Origin of the sequence: Pseudomonas sp. CFBP13528 (assembly GCF_005233615.1) — a bacterium.
GTDB lineage: Bacteria > Pseudomonadota > Gammaproteobacteria > Pseudomonadales > Pseudomonadaceae > Aquipseudomonas > Aquipseudomonas fluorescens_AM.
The window spans coordinates 37,772-55,493 of sequence record NZ_QGAJ01000021.1 but is presented as its reverse complement, the minus strand read 5'-3'; the positions used below and the strand labels follow the sequence as shown (position 1 = coordinate 55,493).

The 17,722-nt window shown below is 59.0% G+C and carries 14 protein-coding genes; 8 read left to right on the top strand and 6 right to left on the bottom strand.

What is annotated here, in order from left to right:
* Positions 1 to 156: 156 nt before the first annotated feature.
* The 4 genes from PspCFBP13528_RS25310 to PspCFBP13528_RS25295 all read left to right on the top strand — a co-directional run bounded on the left by PspCFBP13528_RS25310 (position 157) and on the right by PspCFBP13528_RS25295 (position 6,576).
* Positions 157 to 1,488: a deoxyguanosinetriphosphate triphosphohydrolase gene (locus PspCFBP13528_RS25310; RefSeq protein ID WP_137201754.1), complete on the top strand. Its 1,332-nt coding sequence runs from the start codon at positions 157 to 159 to the stop codon at positions 1,486 to 1,488.
* Positions 1,489 to 1,654: 166 nt separating this feature from the next.
* Positions 1,655 to 2,041, top strand: a complete 387-nt coding sequence (locus PspCFBP13528_RS25305; protein WP_065949215.1) for a response regulator — start codon at positions 1,655 to 1,657, stop codon at positions 2,039 to 2,041.
* A gap of 264 nt (positions 2,042 to 2,305) precedes the next feature.
* Positions 2,306 to 2,932, top strand: coding sequence for a response regulator transcription factor (locus PspCFBP13528_RS25300; protein ID WP_065949168.1), 627 nt, complete (start codon positions 2,306 to 2,308; stop codon positions 2,930 to 2,932).
* Positions 2,933 to 2,940: 8 nt separating this feature from the next.
* Positions 2,941 to 6,576, top strand: coding sequence for a transporter substrate-binding domain-containing protein (locus PspCFBP13528_RS25295; protein WP_137201753.1), 3,636 nt, complete (start codon positions 2,941 to 2,943; stop codon positions 6,574 to 6,576).
* A 158-nt stretch (positions 6,577 to 6,734) separates the two neighbouring features.
* Here PspCFBP13528_RS25295 and PspCFBP13528_RS25290 read toward each other — a convergent pair whose 3' ends face one another.
* Complete coding sequence (locus tag PspCFBP13528_RS25290) at positions 6,735 to 7,217, bottom strand: GAF domain-containing protein (RefSeq protein ID WP_101220228.1); 483 nt, start codon at positions 7,215 to 7,217, stop codon at positions 6,735 to 6,737.
* Positions 7,214 to 8,104, bottom strand: coding sequence for an ATP-binding protein (locus PspCFBP13528_RS25285; protein WP_137201752.1), 891 nt, complete (start codon positions 8,102 to 8,104; stop codon positions 7,214 to 7,216). Before PspCFBP13528_RS25285 ends, PspCFBP13528_RS25290 begins: the two co-directional genes overlap by 4 nt.
* A 161-nt stretch (positions 8,105 to 8,265) precedes the next feature.
* On the opposite strand from PspCFBP13528_RS25285, the gene PspCFBP13528_RS25280 reads away from it, so the two are divergent.
* A complete protein-coding gene (locus tag PspCFBP13528_RS25280) occupies positions 8,266 to 10,575 on the top strand; it encodes a response regulator (protein WP_101220248.1) in 2,310 nt (769 codons plus the stop codon).
* Between the two features lie 16 nt (positions 10,576 to 10,591).
* Here the strand turns inward: PspCFBP13528_RS25280 and PspCFBP13528_RS25275 are convergent, their stop codons facing one another.
* Together PspCFBP13528_RS25275 and msrB are read right to left on the bottom strand one after the other, a co-directional pair.
* Complete coding sequence (locus PspCFBP13528_RS25275) at positions 10,592 to 11,077, bottom strand: glutathione peroxidase (RefSeq protein ID WP_065949172.1); 486 nt, start codon at positions 11,075 to 11,077, stop codon at positions 10,592 to 10,594.
* A gap of 199 nt (positions 11,078 to 11,276) precedes the next feature.
* The gene (msrB, locus tag PspCFBP13528_RS25270) at positions 11,277 to 11,669 is read right to left on the bottom strand and encodes a peptide-methionine (R)-S-oxide reductase MsrB (RefSeq protein WP_065949173.1); all 393 of its coding nucleotides are present in this window, start codon (positions 11,667 to 11,669) and stop codon (positions 11,277 to 11,279) included.
* A 201-nt stretch (positions 11,670 to 11,870) separates the two neighbouring features.
* Between msrB and PspCFBP13528_RS25265 the strand changes: the two genes are divergently transcribed.
* A complete protein-coding gene (locus PspCFBP13528_RS25265) occupies positions 11,871 to 13,082 on the top strand; it encodes a pyridoxal phosphate-dependent aminotransferase (protein ID WP_065885153.1) in 1,212 nt (403 codons plus the stop codon).
* Between the two features lie 304 nt (positions 13,083 to 13,386).
* Positions 13,387 to 14,274: a protease HtpX gene (gene htpX, locus PspCFBP13528_RS25260; RefSeq protein ID WP_065885152.1), complete on the top strand. Its 888-nt coding sequence runs from the start codon at positions 13,387 to 13,389 to the stop codon at positions 14,272 to 14,274.
* A 56-nt stretch (positions 14,275 to 14,330) separates the two neighbouring features.
* On the opposite strand, the gene PspCFBP13528_RS25255 is transcribed toward htpX, so the two are convergent.
* Positions 14,331 to 14,987 (bottom strand): thiopurine S-methyltransferase, encoded by a 657-nt coding sequence (locus tag PspCFBP13528_RS25255; RefSeq protein ID WP_101220229.1) that lies wholly within the window; start codon positions 14,985 to 14,987, stop codon positions 14,331 to 14,333.
* A gap of 103 nt (positions 14,988 to 15,090) precedes the next feature.
* On the opposite strand from PspCFBP13528_RS25255, the gene PspCFBP13528_RS25250 reads away from it, so the two are divergent.
* The gene (locus PspCFBP13528_RS25250; RefSeq protein ID WP_065949176.1) at positions 15,091 to 15,858 is read left to right on the top strand and encodes a class III extradiol ring-cleavage dioxygenase; all 768 of its coding nucleotides are present in this window, start codon (positions 15,091 to 15,093) and stop codon (positions 15,856 to 15,858) included.
* Positions 15,859 to 15,965: 107 nt separating this feature from the next.
* On the opposite strand, the gene PspCFBP13528_RS25245 is transcribed toward PspCFBP13528_RS25250, so the two are convergent.
* Positions 15,966 to 17,639 (bottom strand): DEAD/DEAH box helicase, encoded by a 1,674-nt coding sequence (locus tag PspCFBP13528_RS25245; RefSeq protein WP_065885148.1) that lies wholly within the window; start codon positions 17,637 to 17,639, stop codon positions 15,966 to 15,968.
* Positions 17,640 to 17,722 lie beyond the last annotated feature (83 nt).

Below are 17,722 nucleotides of genomic sequence, written 5' to 3'. Positions count from 1 at the left end.
CAACACCACGACCTGACCGCCGGGCCATGTGCGCAACGGCGGTCAGTGCCTGCTGGTCATCGCTATCGAAACAATCGTCTTCAACATTTGCGCTTGCCCCGCCAGCATGGAAACGGGAAGCTGCAACTGTCATTCACCGTACGGAGCGTACCCGCCTTGGATTGGCCCACCCTGTTGACTCGCGAACGTCTTGGCAAGCCGCTGCACAGCCCTGAAGAACTGGGCCGCAGTCCTTTTCACAAAGACCATGACCGCATTATTTTCTCCGGCGCTTTCCGTCGTCTGGGCCGCAAGACTCAAGTGCACCCGGTTACAAGCAACGACCATATCCACACGCGCCTGACCCACTCGCTGGAAGTCAGTTGTGTGGGGCGCTCCCTTGGCATGCGCGTCGGCGAAACGTTGCGCGCAGCCCTGCCCGACTGGTGCGACCCAAGCGATCTGGGCATGGTGGTGCAGTCGGCCTGCCTGGCCCATGACATCGGCAACCCGCCCTTCGGGCACTCCGGCGAAGACGCCATTCGCCACTGGTTCCAACAGGCCGCCGGGCGCGGCTGGCTGGATGACATGAGCAGCGCCGAGCGCAATGACTTCCTCAACTTTGAAGGCAATGCCCAGGGCTTCCGTGTACTGACCCAGCTTGAATATCACCAATTCGACGGTGGCACGCGGCTGACCTATGCCACCTTGGGCACCTACCTCAAGTACCCCTGGACTGCCCGCCACGCGGACTCGTTGGGCTACAAGAAACACAAGTTCGGCTGCTACCAGAGTGAGCTGCCGATTCTGGAACAGATCGCGCAAAAACTCGGCCTGCCTCAACTGGAGGAACAACGCTGGGCCCGTCACCCGCTGGTGTACTTGATGGAGGCCGCCGACGACATCTGCTATGCGTTGATTGATCTGGAAGATGGCCTGGAAATGGAGTTGCTGGAGTACGCCGAAGTCGAGTCACTGCTGCTCGACCTGGTGGGTGATGACCTGCCGCAGACGTATCGACAGCTGGGCGCGTCAGACTCCCGCCGTCGCAAGCTGGCAATCCTGCGTGGCAAGGCTATCGAGCACCTGACCAACGCGGCGGCGCGCGCCTTCGTCGAACAGCAGGACGCTCTGCTTGCCGGCACCCTGCCTGGCGATCTGGTTGAGCACATGCACGGTCCGGCAAAGCGTTGTGTACTGGATGCCAAGGACATGGCGCGCAAGAAAATCTTCCAGGACAAGCGCAAGACCCTGCATGAAATCGGCGCCTACACCACCCTGGAGATTCTGCTGAACGCGTTTTGCGGTGCGGCCCTGGAGCAACACGGCGGACGTACGCCATCGTTCAAGAACCGGCGCATTCTCGACTTGCTGGGCAACAGCGCGCCCGACCCCGCGTGGTCGTTGCATGCCTCGTTCCTGCGCATGATCGATTTTATCGCTGGCATGACCGACAGCTATGCCACCGAGATGGCACGGGAAATGACAGGCCGTTCCAGTCCTCAGTAACATCTGGATCAAGCCACTCTGCGCCCTAAAGGAATTGCCCTACGACGGGAACAGAGCGGCCTGATCGAATTCGTACATATTCCCGAGGAATAATCACGCACGCCCCCGTGGACCAGACGAGCAACTCCTACGCTCCCATCGATGCTTGACTTACTGTGTGCTCTTTATGCCCAGACACCCCCTTCGTATTCTTCTGGTGGAGGACCATCCCTTTCAACTCCTGGCCACCCAGTGCTTGCTGAGAAGCTTCGGTTTCGACCAACTCACCCCCGTGGAAAATGCGGAGCAGGCCATACGCACAATGATTCAGTCCGAATTCTGTTACGACTTGATGTTATGCGACCAATGCCTACCTGACCTGCCCGGCCTGGAATTGGTGGAAATCGCCAGCCGCGGTCAATTTATTACCAGCGCGATTCTATTGAGCGGACTACCAGCGGCGGAATTGCTCAAACTGACCACACAGGCTGCACAGCGCAACCTTCCACTACTAGGCTGTTTGTTAAAACCGTTGAAAAGAGATGAACTTGAAAGTTTAATGATATTGATTTAACGCCTATCAAAGTAAGACTTTTAACCTTATCAACTGCGAAAAATAACCTGACCGCCGTGGTAAAACTCATTTTACCGTTAGCCACGCCAGACACCCTGAAAACCCACACATCAGGTGTCACAACTACCTATCACCTTGTAGGCCTATACCTTTTTTGATGTAGGAAACTTCCTGTTTTGTACTTGTTCGCCCCCCGCTTCATGCTGCTGCCGCTTCTTCTGAGCTAATGTGACCGCTTTATTTGCACCTGCATGGAATTTGATTATGAACACCGCTTTTATTATCGACGACCACCCCGTTATACGGCTTGCCATCAGAATGTTACTGGAACATGAAGGCTACAAAGTCGTTGGAGAAACGGATAACGGATGCGATGCCATACAAATGGTCCGCGAATGCCTGCCCGACCTGGTCATTCTGGATATCAGCATCCCGAAACTTGACGGCCTCGAAGTACTCTGCCGATTCAACGCCATGAACACTTCGATGAAAACCCTGGTGCTCACGGCCCAGTGCCCAACTCTGTTTGCCACGCGCTGCATGCGCTCGGGCGCTGACGGTTACGTCTGCAAGGAAGGCGACCTGACCGAACTGCTGAGCGCTATTCGTGCCGTACTATCCGGTTACAACTACTTCCCCAGCCAGGCATTGAATGCAAATGGAACGGAAGGTGCAGACACCCAGGAATTGGAACTGTTCAAAGCCGTTAACGACCGTGAACTTATGGTCCTGCAACTTTTTGCACAAGGTCGCACTAACAAAGAAATAGCCAAAGGCATGTTCCTGAGCAATAAAACAGTCAGCACCTATAAAAAGCGGTTAATGCAAAAACTAAAAGCCCAATCTTTAGTTGAGCTCATCGAGATGGCAAAACGAAACGCGCTAGTGTGAGAAAGCGGATGCCCAGCCGTATCAAGGACTACTTGTTCATATTGAGTGCCAGCCTGTACTTCAGCACTGCCGTGCTCGCGGACTCCTCCATCACCCCACAACATTTCACCTTATTGAGTCGCGCGGGAACCGTTCAACTGGACACTCGACTGGACAGGACCCAGCGCCAGTGGCTGCGGTACAAGCGCGAGCTGGTACTGGGTACTGCCGCGCCTGACTACCCGCCGTTCGACCTCACCTCCAGTGGACGCGACTACGAGGGCCTCACGGCAGATTATGCGGGTCTGCTGGCCAAGGCGCTCGACATACCGGTCAAGGTTCTTCGTTACCCTTCACGGTTGTCCGCCATTCAAGCCCTTGAAGCCGGCGACATTGACTTGCTGGGCTCCTCCAATGGCTTCGAGGCCGCAAACCCCCATCTCACTCTGTCGGCACCTTATGCCGTGGACCAGCCGGTACTGGTCACTCGCGAAGGAGAAAACCGTAGTCTCAGCAATGGCCTGGAAGGGTTGCGCTTGAGCCTGGTTTACCATTATCTGCCCCTCGAAGAGGTGGAGAAGCTGTACCCCAAGGCGGATATCCGCCCCTATCCCTCTTATCAGAATGCGCTGAATGCCGTGGCATTCGACCAGGCGGATGTGTTTCTTGGCGACACCATTTCCACCCATTTCATGATTAACAAGGGCTACCTCAAGAACATTCGCATGGCCAATTTCGGCAAGCATGAAGCTTATGGTTTCAGCTTTGCCCTGCGCAACGACAACCTCATTCTCTTGAGCATCGTCGACACGGTGCTGGCGGCTGTGCCCATCAACGAACGTGACAGCATCGCCAAGCGTTGGAGCGCCGGCAGCGATATCCTCCTGACCGACAAGAAACTGCAATTGACCGCGCGCGAAGAACGCTGGTTGAAGGCGAATCCGGTGGTGAAGGTCATCGTCAACGAAACCTTTGCCCCCCTCACCTTCTTCGACGCCGAAGGCAACTTTCGCGGTATCACCGCCGACCTTCTTGAACTCATTCGCTTGCGTACCGGCTTGCGTTTCGCGGTTCAGCGTGGGCGTGAGGTCGACGCTATGATCGAGCAGGTCGCCACACAGAAGGTCGACATGATCGGGGCCATCGTACCGAGTAACCAACGGGAGGCGCAGTTGAGTTTCAGCCGCCCGTACCTGGAAAACTCCTATGTGCTGCTGACCCGCAAAGAGCCTGGAGCGCCCTTGAACCTGGAGCAGATGACGGGCAAGCGCCTGGCGGTGACCCAAGGTACCCCGCTGGTCGATACTTTGCGCAAGGACTATCCCCGGATTCAACTGGTGGAAACCGGCGATACCTTCAGGGCATCCGAGTTGCTCGCACAAGGGCAAGTGGACGGCGCCGTGAACACGCTGTTGATCGCCAACTATTTCCTGTCCTCGAAAGTTTTCCAGGACAAGCTGCAGATCACTACCACCATCGGCACCAGCCCGGCAACGTTCGCCCTGGCCACATCACGCCATGCCACCGAATTGAGCTCGATCCTCGACAAAGCGCTGCTCAGTATCGCCCCGGATGAAATGGGCGTGATCAACAGTCGCTGGCGCGGCTACACCGTCGAGTCCGACAGCTATTGGCGCAATTACAACCAACTGATTGCCAGGATCGTCATCGGTACCGGGTTGTTGCTCCTGGTTTCGCTGACCTGGAACGCCTACATGCGCCGCCAGATCAGGCAACGAAAAATGGCCGAGCGCGCCCTCAACGATCAGTTCGAGTTCATGCGCGCGCTGGTCAACGAAACGCCACACCCCATCTATGTACGCGATCGTAACGGCTTGCTGCAAACCTGCAATGACAGCTACCTGCAGACATTCGACGTCAAGCGAGAGGATGTCATCGGCAAAAGCGTGACCCAGATGAGCATGGCCCTGGCGCCCGAAGCAGCGCAGTACCATGCCGATTACCTGCGGGTGGTGGCTGAGGGCACGCCATTGATCCTGGACCGTTCGCTGCATATCTATGAGAGGAAGCTGACGATCTACCACTGGATCCTGCCCTACCGCGATTCCATCGGCGAAGTCCAGGGCATCATTGGCGGCTGGATCGACATCAGTGAACGGCGCCAGTTGTTTGATGAGCTGCGTGCTGCCAAAGAACGCGCCGATGAGGCCAACCGTGCCAAAAGCACTTTCCTTGCCACCATGAGCCACGAGATCCGCACGCCGATGAACGCCGTGATCGGCATGCTGGAACTGACGCTCAAGCGCGCCGACCAGGGGCATCTCGACCGTCCGGCGATAGAAGTCGCGTACAACTCGGCCAAGGATCTACTGGAGCTGATAGGCGATATTCTCGATATCGCGCGCATTGAGTCCGGGCGTCTGAGCCTGGCGCCGGAGCGCGTCAATCTGCGGGAAGTGATTGAGTCCGTGGTGCGTGTCTTCGATGGTCTAGCACGCCAGAAAACCCTCAGCCTGCTCTTGGAATTCAAGCCCGACCTGAACGACATCGAAGTCTTGATAGACCCGCTGCGCTTCAAGCAAGTGCTGTCCAACCTCGTGAGCAACGCCATCAAGTTCACCGAACATGGACAGGTGAAGATCAAGGTGGAGGTGCAACCGAGCCAGACACCGGAACAGGTCGAACTGAAGCTGGTCGTGGAAGACACCGGCATAGGCATCAACCGCGACGACCAACTGCGCCTGTTCGAGCCATTCGCCCAGGCCGACAACTCCGGGCACCTGGCCAGAAGCGGCGCCGGCCTGGGCCTGGTGATCTGCCGCAGCCTCTGCGCAATGATGAACGGCCAGTTAAGCCTGAGCAGCGTGCCCATGGTCGGCACCCAGGTACACGTCAACCTGAAAATGCCGCGCCTGCATCCGGTCACGACCGTGGACAAGCATGCGCCAGCCAGGCCGGCCTCTACCCCGGTACTCAATGTGCTGGTGGTAGATGACCACCCGGCGAACCGCCTGCTGATGTGCCAGCAACTGGGCTACCTGGGCCATCAATTCACCGCCGCCGAGCACGGTGCCGCCGGGTTCCAGGCCTGGCGCCAGGAACAGTTCGATCTGGTGATCGCCGACTGCAACATGCCCATCATGAATGGCTACGAGTTAAGCCGTTCCATTCGTGAATACGAGCAACGCGAACAGTTGGCACCCTGCGTGGTACTGGGGTTTACCGCCAATGCCCAACCGGAAGAAAGACAACGCTGCGTGGAAGCGGGCATGGATGACTGCCTGTTCAAACCCATCAGTCTCACGATACTGGAGCGGCAACTGGCGCAGATCACACCGCAACCCACGAGCCAGCGGCTGGACCTGGAGTGCCTGGACGCGCTGACGGGAGGAGATCCGCAGCTGAGTCGACGGTTGCTCGAAGAACTGCTGACCAGCAGCGTTCATGATCGTCAGGCACTCATCGCGCTACTGGATCGCAAGGCGTCATCCATGGACATCATCGAACAAGCCCACAAGATCAAGGGGGCCGCACGCATCGTTCAAGCCAATGCGTTGGCCGGGCAATGCGAAGCCCTGGAGCAAGCCTGCTCGCGCGACGACGATCGGCGAGTGGTCGAGGCGGGTATCAAATCCCTGGAGAAGCTCATGCTTGAGCTGGAACGGGCGCTACACGTTCAACTGCATGAACTGGACAGCCAATAGGAGGCACGGCTCGCCCAGTGTAGGAGCGAGCTTGCTCGCGAAAAACTCACAGGCACCGCGTTCATTCAGCAAGCACGCGTTATCGTTGACATTCTTCGCGAGCAAGCTCGCTCCTACAACGGCGGTGTACGCTTAACTGAGTGGCATTCCCCGCGCGCTCAGCAATCGGTCAAGCGCAGGAAAATAGCCGCCAGCTGTTCGATACCTACTTGGTCCTGAGGCGTAAAACGAGCCAGCGACGGGCTGTCGAGATCAAGAACGCCAATCAACTGGCCGTTCTTGACCAGCGGCACCACCAATTCGCTGTTCGACGCGCTGTCACAGGCAATGTGCCCGGCAAACGCATGCACGTCTTCCACTCGCTGGGTCTGCCGGGTCGCGGCGGCGGCGCCACACACGCCACGCCCGAAAGGAATCCGCACACAGGCAATCTGGCCCTGGAATGGGCCAAGCACCAGCTCGTCATTACGATTGAGGTACAAACCCGCCCAGTTCAGGTCGTCCAGTTGATTGAACAGGAACGCGGAGAATTGCGCGCTGTTGGCGATGAAATCCCGCTCATCGGCCAGCAGCGATTCCAGCTGCGCGCATAGCAAAGCATAGCCATCCAGGCCGGTGCCGGCCTGTTGCAAATCGATCATGGTTGACGCTCCAGCAATGTGAGACCCACCCAGTAACGGGCGAACTGATAGGCGCAGCGGCCATTGCGGTTACCGCGCCCGGTAGCCCAGCGCACGGCAAGAATGTCGAGCTGTTCATCGCGCTGCCACTGCAGGTCGGCCTTGCCTGCAAGCTCACCGATCCAGTGTTCCACCACATTCAGGAAGTGCTCCTGGGTGAACGGGTAGAACGACAGCCACAGGCCAAAACGGTCGGACAAGGCGATCTTGTCTTCCACCGCCTCGCTCGGGTGCAGTTCGCCATCCACGCGCTTCCAATTGTCGTTGTCACTCTGGTTCTCCGGCACCAGGTGACGGCGGTTGGAGGTGGCGTACAGCAACACGTTTTCCGGCGCCTGCTCCAGGGAGCCATCCAGTACACTCTTGAGCACACGATAGTCGCCTTCGCCTGCCTCGAACGACAGGTCGTCGCAGAACAGAATGAAACGCTGCGGCAGTTTGAGCAGTTGCTCGACCACGCGCGGCAGGTCGGCCAGGTGGTCACGCTCGATTTCGATCAGGCGCAGGCCGGCCTTGGCATGCTGGGCGAGCAAAGCGCGGACCATGGAGGACTTGCCGGTACCACGCGAACCCCAAAGCAGCGCATGGTTGGCGGGTAAGCCGTCAAGAAACTGCTGGGTGTTACGCGCCAGCGTTTCTCGTTGCTTGTCGACGCCGATCAGGTCCGACAGGCGCATGTCCAGGCTGACTTGCAGCGGCAACAGGAAGCCTGTGCGGCCTTCGCGCTGCCAGCGTGCGGCCAGGCAGTGATTCCAGTCAATGGCTTGGCGCGGAGCGGGTAGCAGGGGTTCCAGGCGCGCGAGCACTGCGTCAGCCCGTTCAAGAAAGGCATTCAATCGAGAATCCACATCTATTCCTCTGGCAAGTTCTTGTAAAAGATGGCGTATTGGCAACCCTGTGGCAGACCGCACATGGCTGCGAAATTCGATTCATGCCGGGCAAGTCAGCATTGGTGGATGTTCAGCTATGCTTGCCGGGCGAAGGGAAACGTGAAGTGGTTCAACACTCGATGGATATCAAGTTCGCCCACCGCTTGTCTTATAAACAAGCCAGATTGACTGTGCTGGTCGGTTTCGTCTTGGGAACCTTGCTCAGTCTTATCCAAATCGGCATTGATTATGCCAGCGAAGACGCATCCATCAACCGTGAAATACGCTCGCTGATCGAAATCAGCCACAACCCCGCATCGCGCATCGCCTATAACATCGATGCCGAACTCGCCCAGGAACTGACCCTGGGCCTGCTGCATTCCCCTGCCATTGTTCACGCCCAGTTGATCGATAACAACGGCGTGGTGCTGGCCGACGTGGACCGGCCGCGCAAGGAAGGCCATTATCGGCCCGTCAGCGATTTTCTGTTTGGCGCCAACCGTCAATTCGAAGACCGTCTGTACCTCAGCCACATGCCCAACGAATCCCTCGGCGTGCTGCGCCTTGATGTAGACACCTACGCGTTCGGCAGCCGCTTCCTGCGCCGCGCCGAGGTCACGCTGCTCAACGGCTTTATCCGCAGCCTGCTGCTGACCGGGATCCTGCTGGGCCTGTTCTACGTCATGCTCACCCAACCGCTGGTGCGCATTATTCGAGCGTTGAGCACACGCAGACAGGCGCGCCTGGACTGCCCGCCGGGGCATGAGCATGACGAAATCGGCGTGCTGGTCACCGTTGCCAACCAGCAGTTCGAAAACATGGAGACCGAGATTCAGCAGCGTCGCCATGCCGAGGATCGTCTCACCCAATACCTGGGCCAGCTCGAAGACATCGTTTCTGCGCGCACCCTCGAACTCAAGACCAGCAACCAACGCTTGAGCCAGTTCAATGATGAACTGGAGGCGGCCAGATTGACCGCACTGGAAATGGCCCAGGCGCGGGCGGCGTTCCTGGCCAATATGAGCCATGAAATCCGCACCCCGCTCAATGGCCTGCTGGGCATGATTGCCCTGTCGCTGGACAGCACGCTCAACGCCGAGCAGCGCCAGCAACTGTCCATCGCCCACGACTCCGGCAAAGTCCTGGTGGAATTGCTCAACGATATCCTCGACCTGTCCAAGTTCGACGCGGGTCAACTGGAGCTTGAGCGTATCCCGTTCGACCTCGGCTCACTGGTGGAAGATACCGCCAACCTGTTGTCGCAAAACGCCGCGCCCAGTGTGGAACTGACCTGCCTGATCGACCCGCTGTTTCCTGCCCAGGTGATTGGCGACTCGACGCGGGTACGGCAAATCGTCAGTAACCTGCTGTCCAATGCCTTGAAGTTCACCCGTTTCGGCCGCGTGGATGTGCGCCTGAGCCAACACGGCGATGGAGTACGCATCGAGGTCTGCGATACCGGCATCGGCATTGCGCAGGACGCGCAGGTCAAGATTTTCCAGCCGTTTACCCAGGCCGGCGCCGGTATCACGCGCCAGTTTGGCGGCACGGGCCTGGGGCTCGCATTGACCCATAACCTGTGCGAGGCCATGCAGGGCCGCTTGAGCATCAGTTCGGAGGTCGGCTTCGGCAGCCAGTTCTGCGTCGACCTCCCGCTGCCCACCCACTTGCCGGCGATGGCTCAAGTGCCATTGGCGGGGGATGTGATCGTCATTACCAACCAAAGCAGTGGCCTGGGAGAGTTGCTCACCACGCTGCTGCCCCACTGGGGGTTGACGCCGCGTTGTTATTCCATGGAAGACGACCTGAGCGGCCAGCATCCCGACCTGTTGATCACCGATTGCCCGGAGTGCCTGTTCCGCCTGCGGCCGGGCATCACCGCGCCGATCCTGGTAGTGACGGCCTACGGCAACTTCATGCCTGGCGAGGAAGTCGCGACCCTGGCACCGCTGCAACAGCAAGCCCGCCCGTTGAGCCGTAACGCGCTGTATCAGATCCTGCAGCGTAATTTGCACAGCGACACGCAACTGATCCCGGACCCGGTCCGAATCGACGTCACATCCCTCAGCCATCGCGCGCGCATCCTGCTGGTGGAGGACAACCCGGTCAATCAACTGGTGGCCAAAGGCATGCTCGGCAAGCTCGGCTGCGAGGTCATTGTGGCCGCCCATGGTGGCGAAGCCCTCAAATGTCTTGAGGACCAGCGTTTCGATATGGTGTTGATGGACTGCAACATGCCCGTGATGAACGGCTACGAAGCGAGCCGGCAGATTCGCCAGAGCGGTCGCTGGCCAGACCTGCCGATCGTTGCCTTGACCGCCAACGCCCTGTCCGAGGAACGAGAGCGTTGCCGTGCGGCGGGGATGAATGATTACCTGGCCAAGCCGTTTCGCCGGGAGGAACTCAAGGCCCTGCTGGACCTGTGGGTGCCTGAGACGACAAACCTCTGACGTGGGCCGGCATCGGTCATTTGAGCAGCGCTTCGATCTCCTGGCTCAGATCCTGAGGCTTGGTGGTCGGTGCAAAACGCTTGACCTGCCTGCCATCACGCCCGATGAGGAACTTGGTGAAATTCCACTTGATATGCTTCGAACCCAGCAGCCCCGGTGCCTGCTTTTTCAGCTGCACGAACAGCGGGTGGGCGTCGCTGCCGTTGACGTCGATCTTTTTGAACAAAGGAAAACTGACGCCGAAGTTCAGCTCGCAGAACTCGGCTATCGCGCCTTCATTGCCCGGCTCCTGCTTGCCGAACTGATTGCACGGAAAACCCAGCACCACCAGGCCCTGGTCCTTGTATTGCTGCCAGAGTTGTTCCAAGCCCTTGTACTGCGGGGTGAAACCACATTTGCTGGCGGTGTTGACCACCAGGATGGCCTTGCCGGCAAAATCGGCCAAGGTCTTTTGCTCACCCTTGATCGTGGTGCAAGGGATGCTCAGCAGGTTGTCGCTCATGGCAGTGACTCTGGCAAAGGGGAAGCAGAAAGATAGTACGCAATTGAATTGTGTACAAACTAATAAGCCGGAATGATGACGTGCCATAAACCCAGGATCCAATGTGAGAGGGGGCTTGCCCCCGATAGCGGCGTGTCAGCCCATACACAGGTTGATTGACACACCGCCCCTCCCACATGTTGGCCAAACACGTGCTTTCTCAGCGCGGCACCAGATCCAGGCAAACGGAGTTGATGCAGTAACGCAGGCCGGTTGGCGGCGGGCCGTCCGGGAACACATGCCCCAGGTGTGCATCGCATTTGGCGCAGGTGACTTCGGTGCGGATCATACCGTGGCTGACATCGCGGATCTCGACCATGGCACTGTCGGCAATCGGCTCGTAGAAGCTGGGCCAGCCGCAGCCTGAATCGAACTTGGCGGTGGAATCGAACAGCGGCTCATTGCAGCAAATGCAGTGATACACACCGTCGGTCTTGGTTTCGTTGTACTTGCCGCTGAAAGGTCGCTCGGTGCCCTTGAGACGGCACACGTTGTACTGCTCCGGATCGAGCATGGCTTTCCATTCTTCAACGGTTTTCTGCAGCTTTTCCATGGGTACACCTCGGCAACTGAAAAACCCTGATCTGTGTCTTTTCCGTGGATCAGGCGGCACGTATGATTGCGCCTCTTCAAAACGCCAGTCTGGCACCCGCGCCACCGGCATTCAAACGTATTTAAGGTGCGGGCCGCGCAGGATTCACAGTACGGTAGTGCCCACGCCGTCTGGATCGTTCATTTTCAGGATCACATCGCCATGCAGGTCAGCAAATCGAACAAGCTCGCCAACGTCTGCTACGACATTCGCGGCCCGGTGCTCAAGCACGCCAAACGCCTGGAAGAGGAAGGCCACCGCATCCTCAAGTTGAACATCGGCAATCCGGCGCCCTTTGGTTTCGAAGCGCCCGACGAAATCCTCCAGGACGTGATCCGCAACCTGCCCACGGCCCAGGGCTACAGCGACTCCAAAGGCCTGTTCAGCGCACGCAAGGCGGTGATGCAGTATTACCAGCAGAAGCAGGTAGAAGGCGTAGGGATTGAAGACATCTACCTGGGCAATGGCGTGTCCGAGCTGATCGTGATGTCGCTGCAGGCCCTGCTCAACAACGGCGACGAAGTGCTGGTACCCGCACCGGACTACCCGTTGTGGACCGCCGCCGTGACCCTGGCCGGTGGCCACCCGGTGCATTACCTCTGCGACGAAGGTGCCGACTGGTTCCCTGACCTGGCCGATATCAAGGCCAAGATCACCCCGAACACAAAGGCCCTGGTGATCATCAACCCGAACAACCCCACCGGCGCCGTGTATTCCAGGGAAGTGCTGCTGGGCATGCTTGAACTGGCGCGCCAACACAATCTCGTGGTGTTCTCTGACGAGATCTACGACAAGATCCTCTACGATGACGCCGTCCACGTGTGCACCGCCTCCCTGGCACCCGACCTGCTGTGCCTGACCTTCAACGGTTTGTCCAAGTCCTACCGTGTGGCGGGCTTCCGCTCCGGCTGGATCGCCATTTCCGGGCCCAAGCACAACGCCCAGAGCTATATCGAAGGCATCGATATGCTGGCCAACATGCGCCTGTGCGCCAACGTGCCGAGCCAGCACGCGATCCAGACCGCCCTCGGCGGCTACCAGAGCATCAACGACCTGGTCCTGCCTCAGGGTCGCCTGCTGGAGCAACGTAACCGTACCTGGGAGCTGCTCAACGCAATCCCGGGCGTCAGTTGCGTGAAGCCCATGGGGGCGTTGTACGCTTTCCCGCGGATTGACCCGAAAGTCTGCCCGATCCTCAACGACGAAAAATTCGTGCTCGACCTGCTGCTGTCGGAAAAGCTGCTGGTAGTCCAAGGCACCGCGTTCAACTGGCCGTGGCCAGACCACTTCCGCGTGGTGACGTTACCGCGCGTGGATGAACTGGATATGGCCATCGGTCGCATCGGCAACTTCCTGAAGTCCTATCGCCAGTAAGGGAAATGCGGCAGTACGACCTTCATTTGGTCGTACAGCGATTATCTGGCAACACTTCTTTGGCAAGGCGGGGCTCGGACCGAACGATGGCGTCGCGCCAGCCGCCCTGCCCCAGTGTTAACGGGCTGTACGACCCGCTTGGCGGCTAATCGACAGGGGATTCGTTGTGGGAAAATCCCTTCAAGGCGCTACATTTTCGCTGTAGGACACAGTTTGAAATAGTCGCTCGGTTGAATCACCCCAGGCCGCACCTTATATACCCCGCAGTAAGCGACATATTAAGCATGAGGAGAATTCTACAACCATGATGCGCATCCTGCTGTTCTTGGCCACTAACCTGGCAGTCGTACTGATTGCCAGCGTCACCCTGAGCCTTTTTGGCTTCAATGGGTTCATGGCGGCCAACGGGGTTGATCTGAACCTCAATCAGCTGCTGATTTTCTGTGCGGTCTTTGGTTTTGCCGGTTCGCTGTTCTCGCTGTTCATCTCCAAGTGGATGGCGAAAATGAGCACCAGTACCCAGATCATCACTCAACCACGCACCCGCCATGAACAATGGCTGATGCAAACCGTGGAGCAGTTGTCTCAAGAAGCAGGCATCAAAATGCCCGAGGTGGGGATTTTCCCTGCCTATGAGGCCAACGCCTTCGCCACCGGCTGGAACAAGAACGACGCACTGGTCGCCGTCAGCCAGGGCCTGCTCGAGCGTTTCTCGCCGGACGAAGTCAAAGCGGTGCTTGCACACGAGATAGGCCACGTGGCCAACGGCGACATGGTCACCCTCGCACTGGTACAGGGCGTGGTGAACACCTTCGTGATGTTCTTTGCACGGATCATCGGCAACTTCGTCGACAAGGTGATCTTCAAGAACGAAGAAGGTCGCGGTATCGCCTACTTCGTGGCAACCATCTTCGCCGAGCTGGTGCTGGGCTTCCTGGCAAGCGCCATCGTGATGTGGTTCTCGCGTAAACGTGAGTTCCGCGCAGACGAAGCCGGCGCACGCCTGGCGGGCACCAGCGCGATGATCGGCGCACTGCAGCGCCTGCGCTCCGAACAAGGCCTGCCGGTGCATATGCCGGACAGCCTGACCGCCTTCGGTATCAACGGCGGCATCAAGCAAGGCCTGGCGCGCATGTTCATGAGCCACCCACCGCTGGAAGAGCGGATTGACGCCTTGCGTCGTCGCGGCTGACAGCATCGGGCAAGACAAAAGGGGCGATTGAATCGCCCCTTTTTTGTGGGCGCGATTCAGGCCTTGGTCAACCGGTAAACTCGCTCGTCAAGGCGGGTGACACCTTCCTGAACAAACTTCCAGCTTTCGCCGAGAATGTCCTTTTCTTCGAGCCTGTCCAATGCCCAATGCCCACCCAGCAACACGCGCACTTCTTCATCGCTGACCGCAAAGGGCGGGCCGGCCTTTTGCACCTGGTCGTAATCGAGCGTAACCAACAGGCCCTTGGCGCCACGGCCCAGCAAGGCATTGAGGCGCTCGGCGTATTGGGCTCGCATCAACGGCGGCAACGCGATCAACGCTGCGCGGTCATACAGGCCGCTGCAATCAGCGACTGCCTGCGCATCAAGGTCGAAGATATCGCCACACCACACTTCGATCAGGCTCGTCTGGTACACCTTGAAGTCGCCCCGTCGGCTGATCTGCGGCGCCAACCCCTGCTCGTTGAAAAACGTCTCAACCGCCTGCTCGGACAGTTCCACCCCCATCACGTGGTAGCCCTGACTGGCCAGCCATACCAGATCAAGGCTTTTGCCACACAACGGAACCAGCACCTTGGCCCCGTCCGCCAACCCTAACTGCGGCCAATGCCGCTGCAGATAGGGGTTAACCTCGGGCAAATGAAAGCCGATCTGGTTGCGTGCCCAACGCTCCTGCCAAAACTTGGGTTCCATGGATAACTCCGAAAATTCGATCAAAAAGCGTTAAAACTTATATTAGATTTTGATCGATGAACTGATTGAAGATGGGCCTATGTTAACGCCCAGGACCCTTCTTATGCTCCCCAGCCTGTTTATCTCCCACGGTTCACCCATGCTCGCCCTGCAACCCGGCGCGAGCGGCCCGGCGTTGCAACGCCTGGCGGCCGAGCTGCCCCGCCCACAGGCGATCGTGGTGGTATCGGCGCATTGGGAAAGCCAGGAGTTGCTGGTCAGCGGCGGCAGCGCACCCCAGACCTGGCATGACTTTGGGGGTTTCCCCCGCGAGCTGTTTGCCGTGCAGTATCCCGCGCCGGGCGAGCCACGGCTGGCCGCTGAAATCGTCGAACTGCTGCATGCCGATGGCCTAAGTGCGCACATCGATGAGCGCCGCCCATTCGACCATGGCACCTGGGTGCCCCTGTCACTGATGTACCCGGCGGCGGATATCCCGGTGGTGCAAGTGTCGCTGCCCAGCCGCATGGGCCCGGCCCTGCAGAGCCGGGTCGGGCAGGCGCTCGCCGGCCTGCGCGAGCAAGGTGTGTTGTTGATCGGCTCCGGCAGTATCACCCATAACCTGGGAGAGTTGGATTGGCGCGCAGGGCCTGAGACCATCACGCCATGGGCGCTGGAGTTTCGCAACTGGGTCGTCGACAAGCTGGCGGCCAATGACGACGCAGCCTTGCATGACTATCGCCGCCAGGCGCCACACGCCGTACGCAGCCATCCCAGCGATGAGCACTTGCTGCCGCTGTACTTCGCGCGGGGGGTGGGCGGAGATTTCAGCGTGGCGCATCAGGGCTTCACGCTGGGTGCCCTTGGAATGGATATCTATCGTTTTGGCTGACGCAGTCCCTCTCACCAGAACCGAGTGCCGGCCATAAATCCCAGGCAAAAAAAATCCCCGAACCAGTCGGGGATTTTTTATGTGCGATCAATCAGCCTGGAGGCGGATCAATCTTCGCGATAGCGACGCAGCTTCAACTGCTTACCGGCAACACGAGTGTCTTTCAACTTGGCCAGCAGTTTTTCCAGACCGTCTTCCGGCAGTTCCACCAGGGAGAAGCTGTCACGGACCTGGATGCGACCGATGGCTTCACGTGCCAGGCCACCCTCGTTGAGGATAGCGCCCAGCAGGTTCTTGGCCGCGATACCGTCACGCGCGCCCAGCGCGGTACGGCAACGAGCACGACCTTCGGCCAATGGAACCGGAGCACGACGCTCACGATCGCCACGGTCCGGACGGTCGCCGGTACGCTCTGGACGATCACCGCGTGGCGCGTTGTTCGGCACCAGTGGGCGCTCCTTCTCGATGGCCGCCAGGGTCAGGGCTTGACCGTTGGTGGCTTTACGCAGCAACGCCGCAGCCAGGGCACGCGGGGTGCAACCGATATCGGCGGTCAGGCGGTCAAGCAGGTCGCCGTGGGTCGATTCAGCGTCAGCCACCAAGGGTGCCAGGCTGTTGGTCAATTTCTTGATGCGAGCATCGAGAACAGCCTGGGCATCCGGCAGGCGCACTTCGGCAACTTTCTGCCCGGTCACACGCTCGATCACTTGCAGCATGCGGCGCTCACGTGGCGTCACCAGCAGCAGTGCACGACCTTCGCGACCGGCACGGCCGGTACGGCCGATACGGTGAACGTAGGATTCAGGATCGTACGGCATGTCAACGTTGAACACGTGGGTGATACGTGGAACGTCGAGACCACGGGCAGCAACGTCGGTCGCCACAACGATGTCCAGGCGGCCATCCTTGAGGGAGTCGATGACGCGCTCACGCTGGTTCTGGGCGATGTCACCGTTCAGCGCAGCGGCCTTGTAGCCTTTGGCTTCCAGGGCGCTGGCCAGGTCCAGGGTCGCTTGCTTGGTGCGCACGAACATGATCAGGGCGTCGAAGTCTTCGACTTCCAGCAGGCTCAATACAGCCGAGGTCTTCTGGTCAGCGTGAACCAACAGGTGAGCCTGTTCGATCGCGGTAACGGTCTGGGTCTTGGTCTGGATCTTGACGTGTTGCGGATCGCGCAGATGGCGTTCGGCAATGGCACGGATCGACTGCGGCAGGGTGGCCGAGAACAGCACGGTCTGACGGGTCGGTGGCAGTGCCTTGAAGATGACTTCCAGGTCGTCCATGAAGCCCAGCTTCAACATTTCGTCGGCTTCGTCCAGAACCAGGTGGTTCACGGTCGACAGGACTTTCTCGTCACGACGCAGGTGGTCGCACAGACGGCCCGGGGTGGCGACAACGATCTGTGCGCCGTTACGGATGGCTTTCAGTTGTGGGCCCATGGGCGCGCCGCCGTAAACGGCCACAACGGTTACACCTGGCATTTGCTTGGCGTAGGTTTCGAAAGCGGTTGCTACTTGCAGCGCCAACTCACGGGTTGGCGCCAGGATCAGGGCTTGCGGCTCGCGCTTGGCAGGATCGATGCAGTGCAGGATAGGCAGGGCGAACGCGGCGGTTTTACCGGTACCGGTTTGCGCCTGGCCAATCATGTCCTGGCCGGCCATGATGATCGGGATCGATTGCTGCTGAATAGCCGAAGGTTCTTCGTAGCCAGTCGCGATGACAGCGGCGAGAATGTTCGGATTAAGATTAAAAGCGGCGAAGCCGCCGGTTTCCTGGGTCATGGGTCTGCCTCTAAGTGCATCCGCAAAGACCCATGCTCCAAAGCTGCGCATGCCGTGTTGAGACTCAAGAGTCGCCCTGGCTG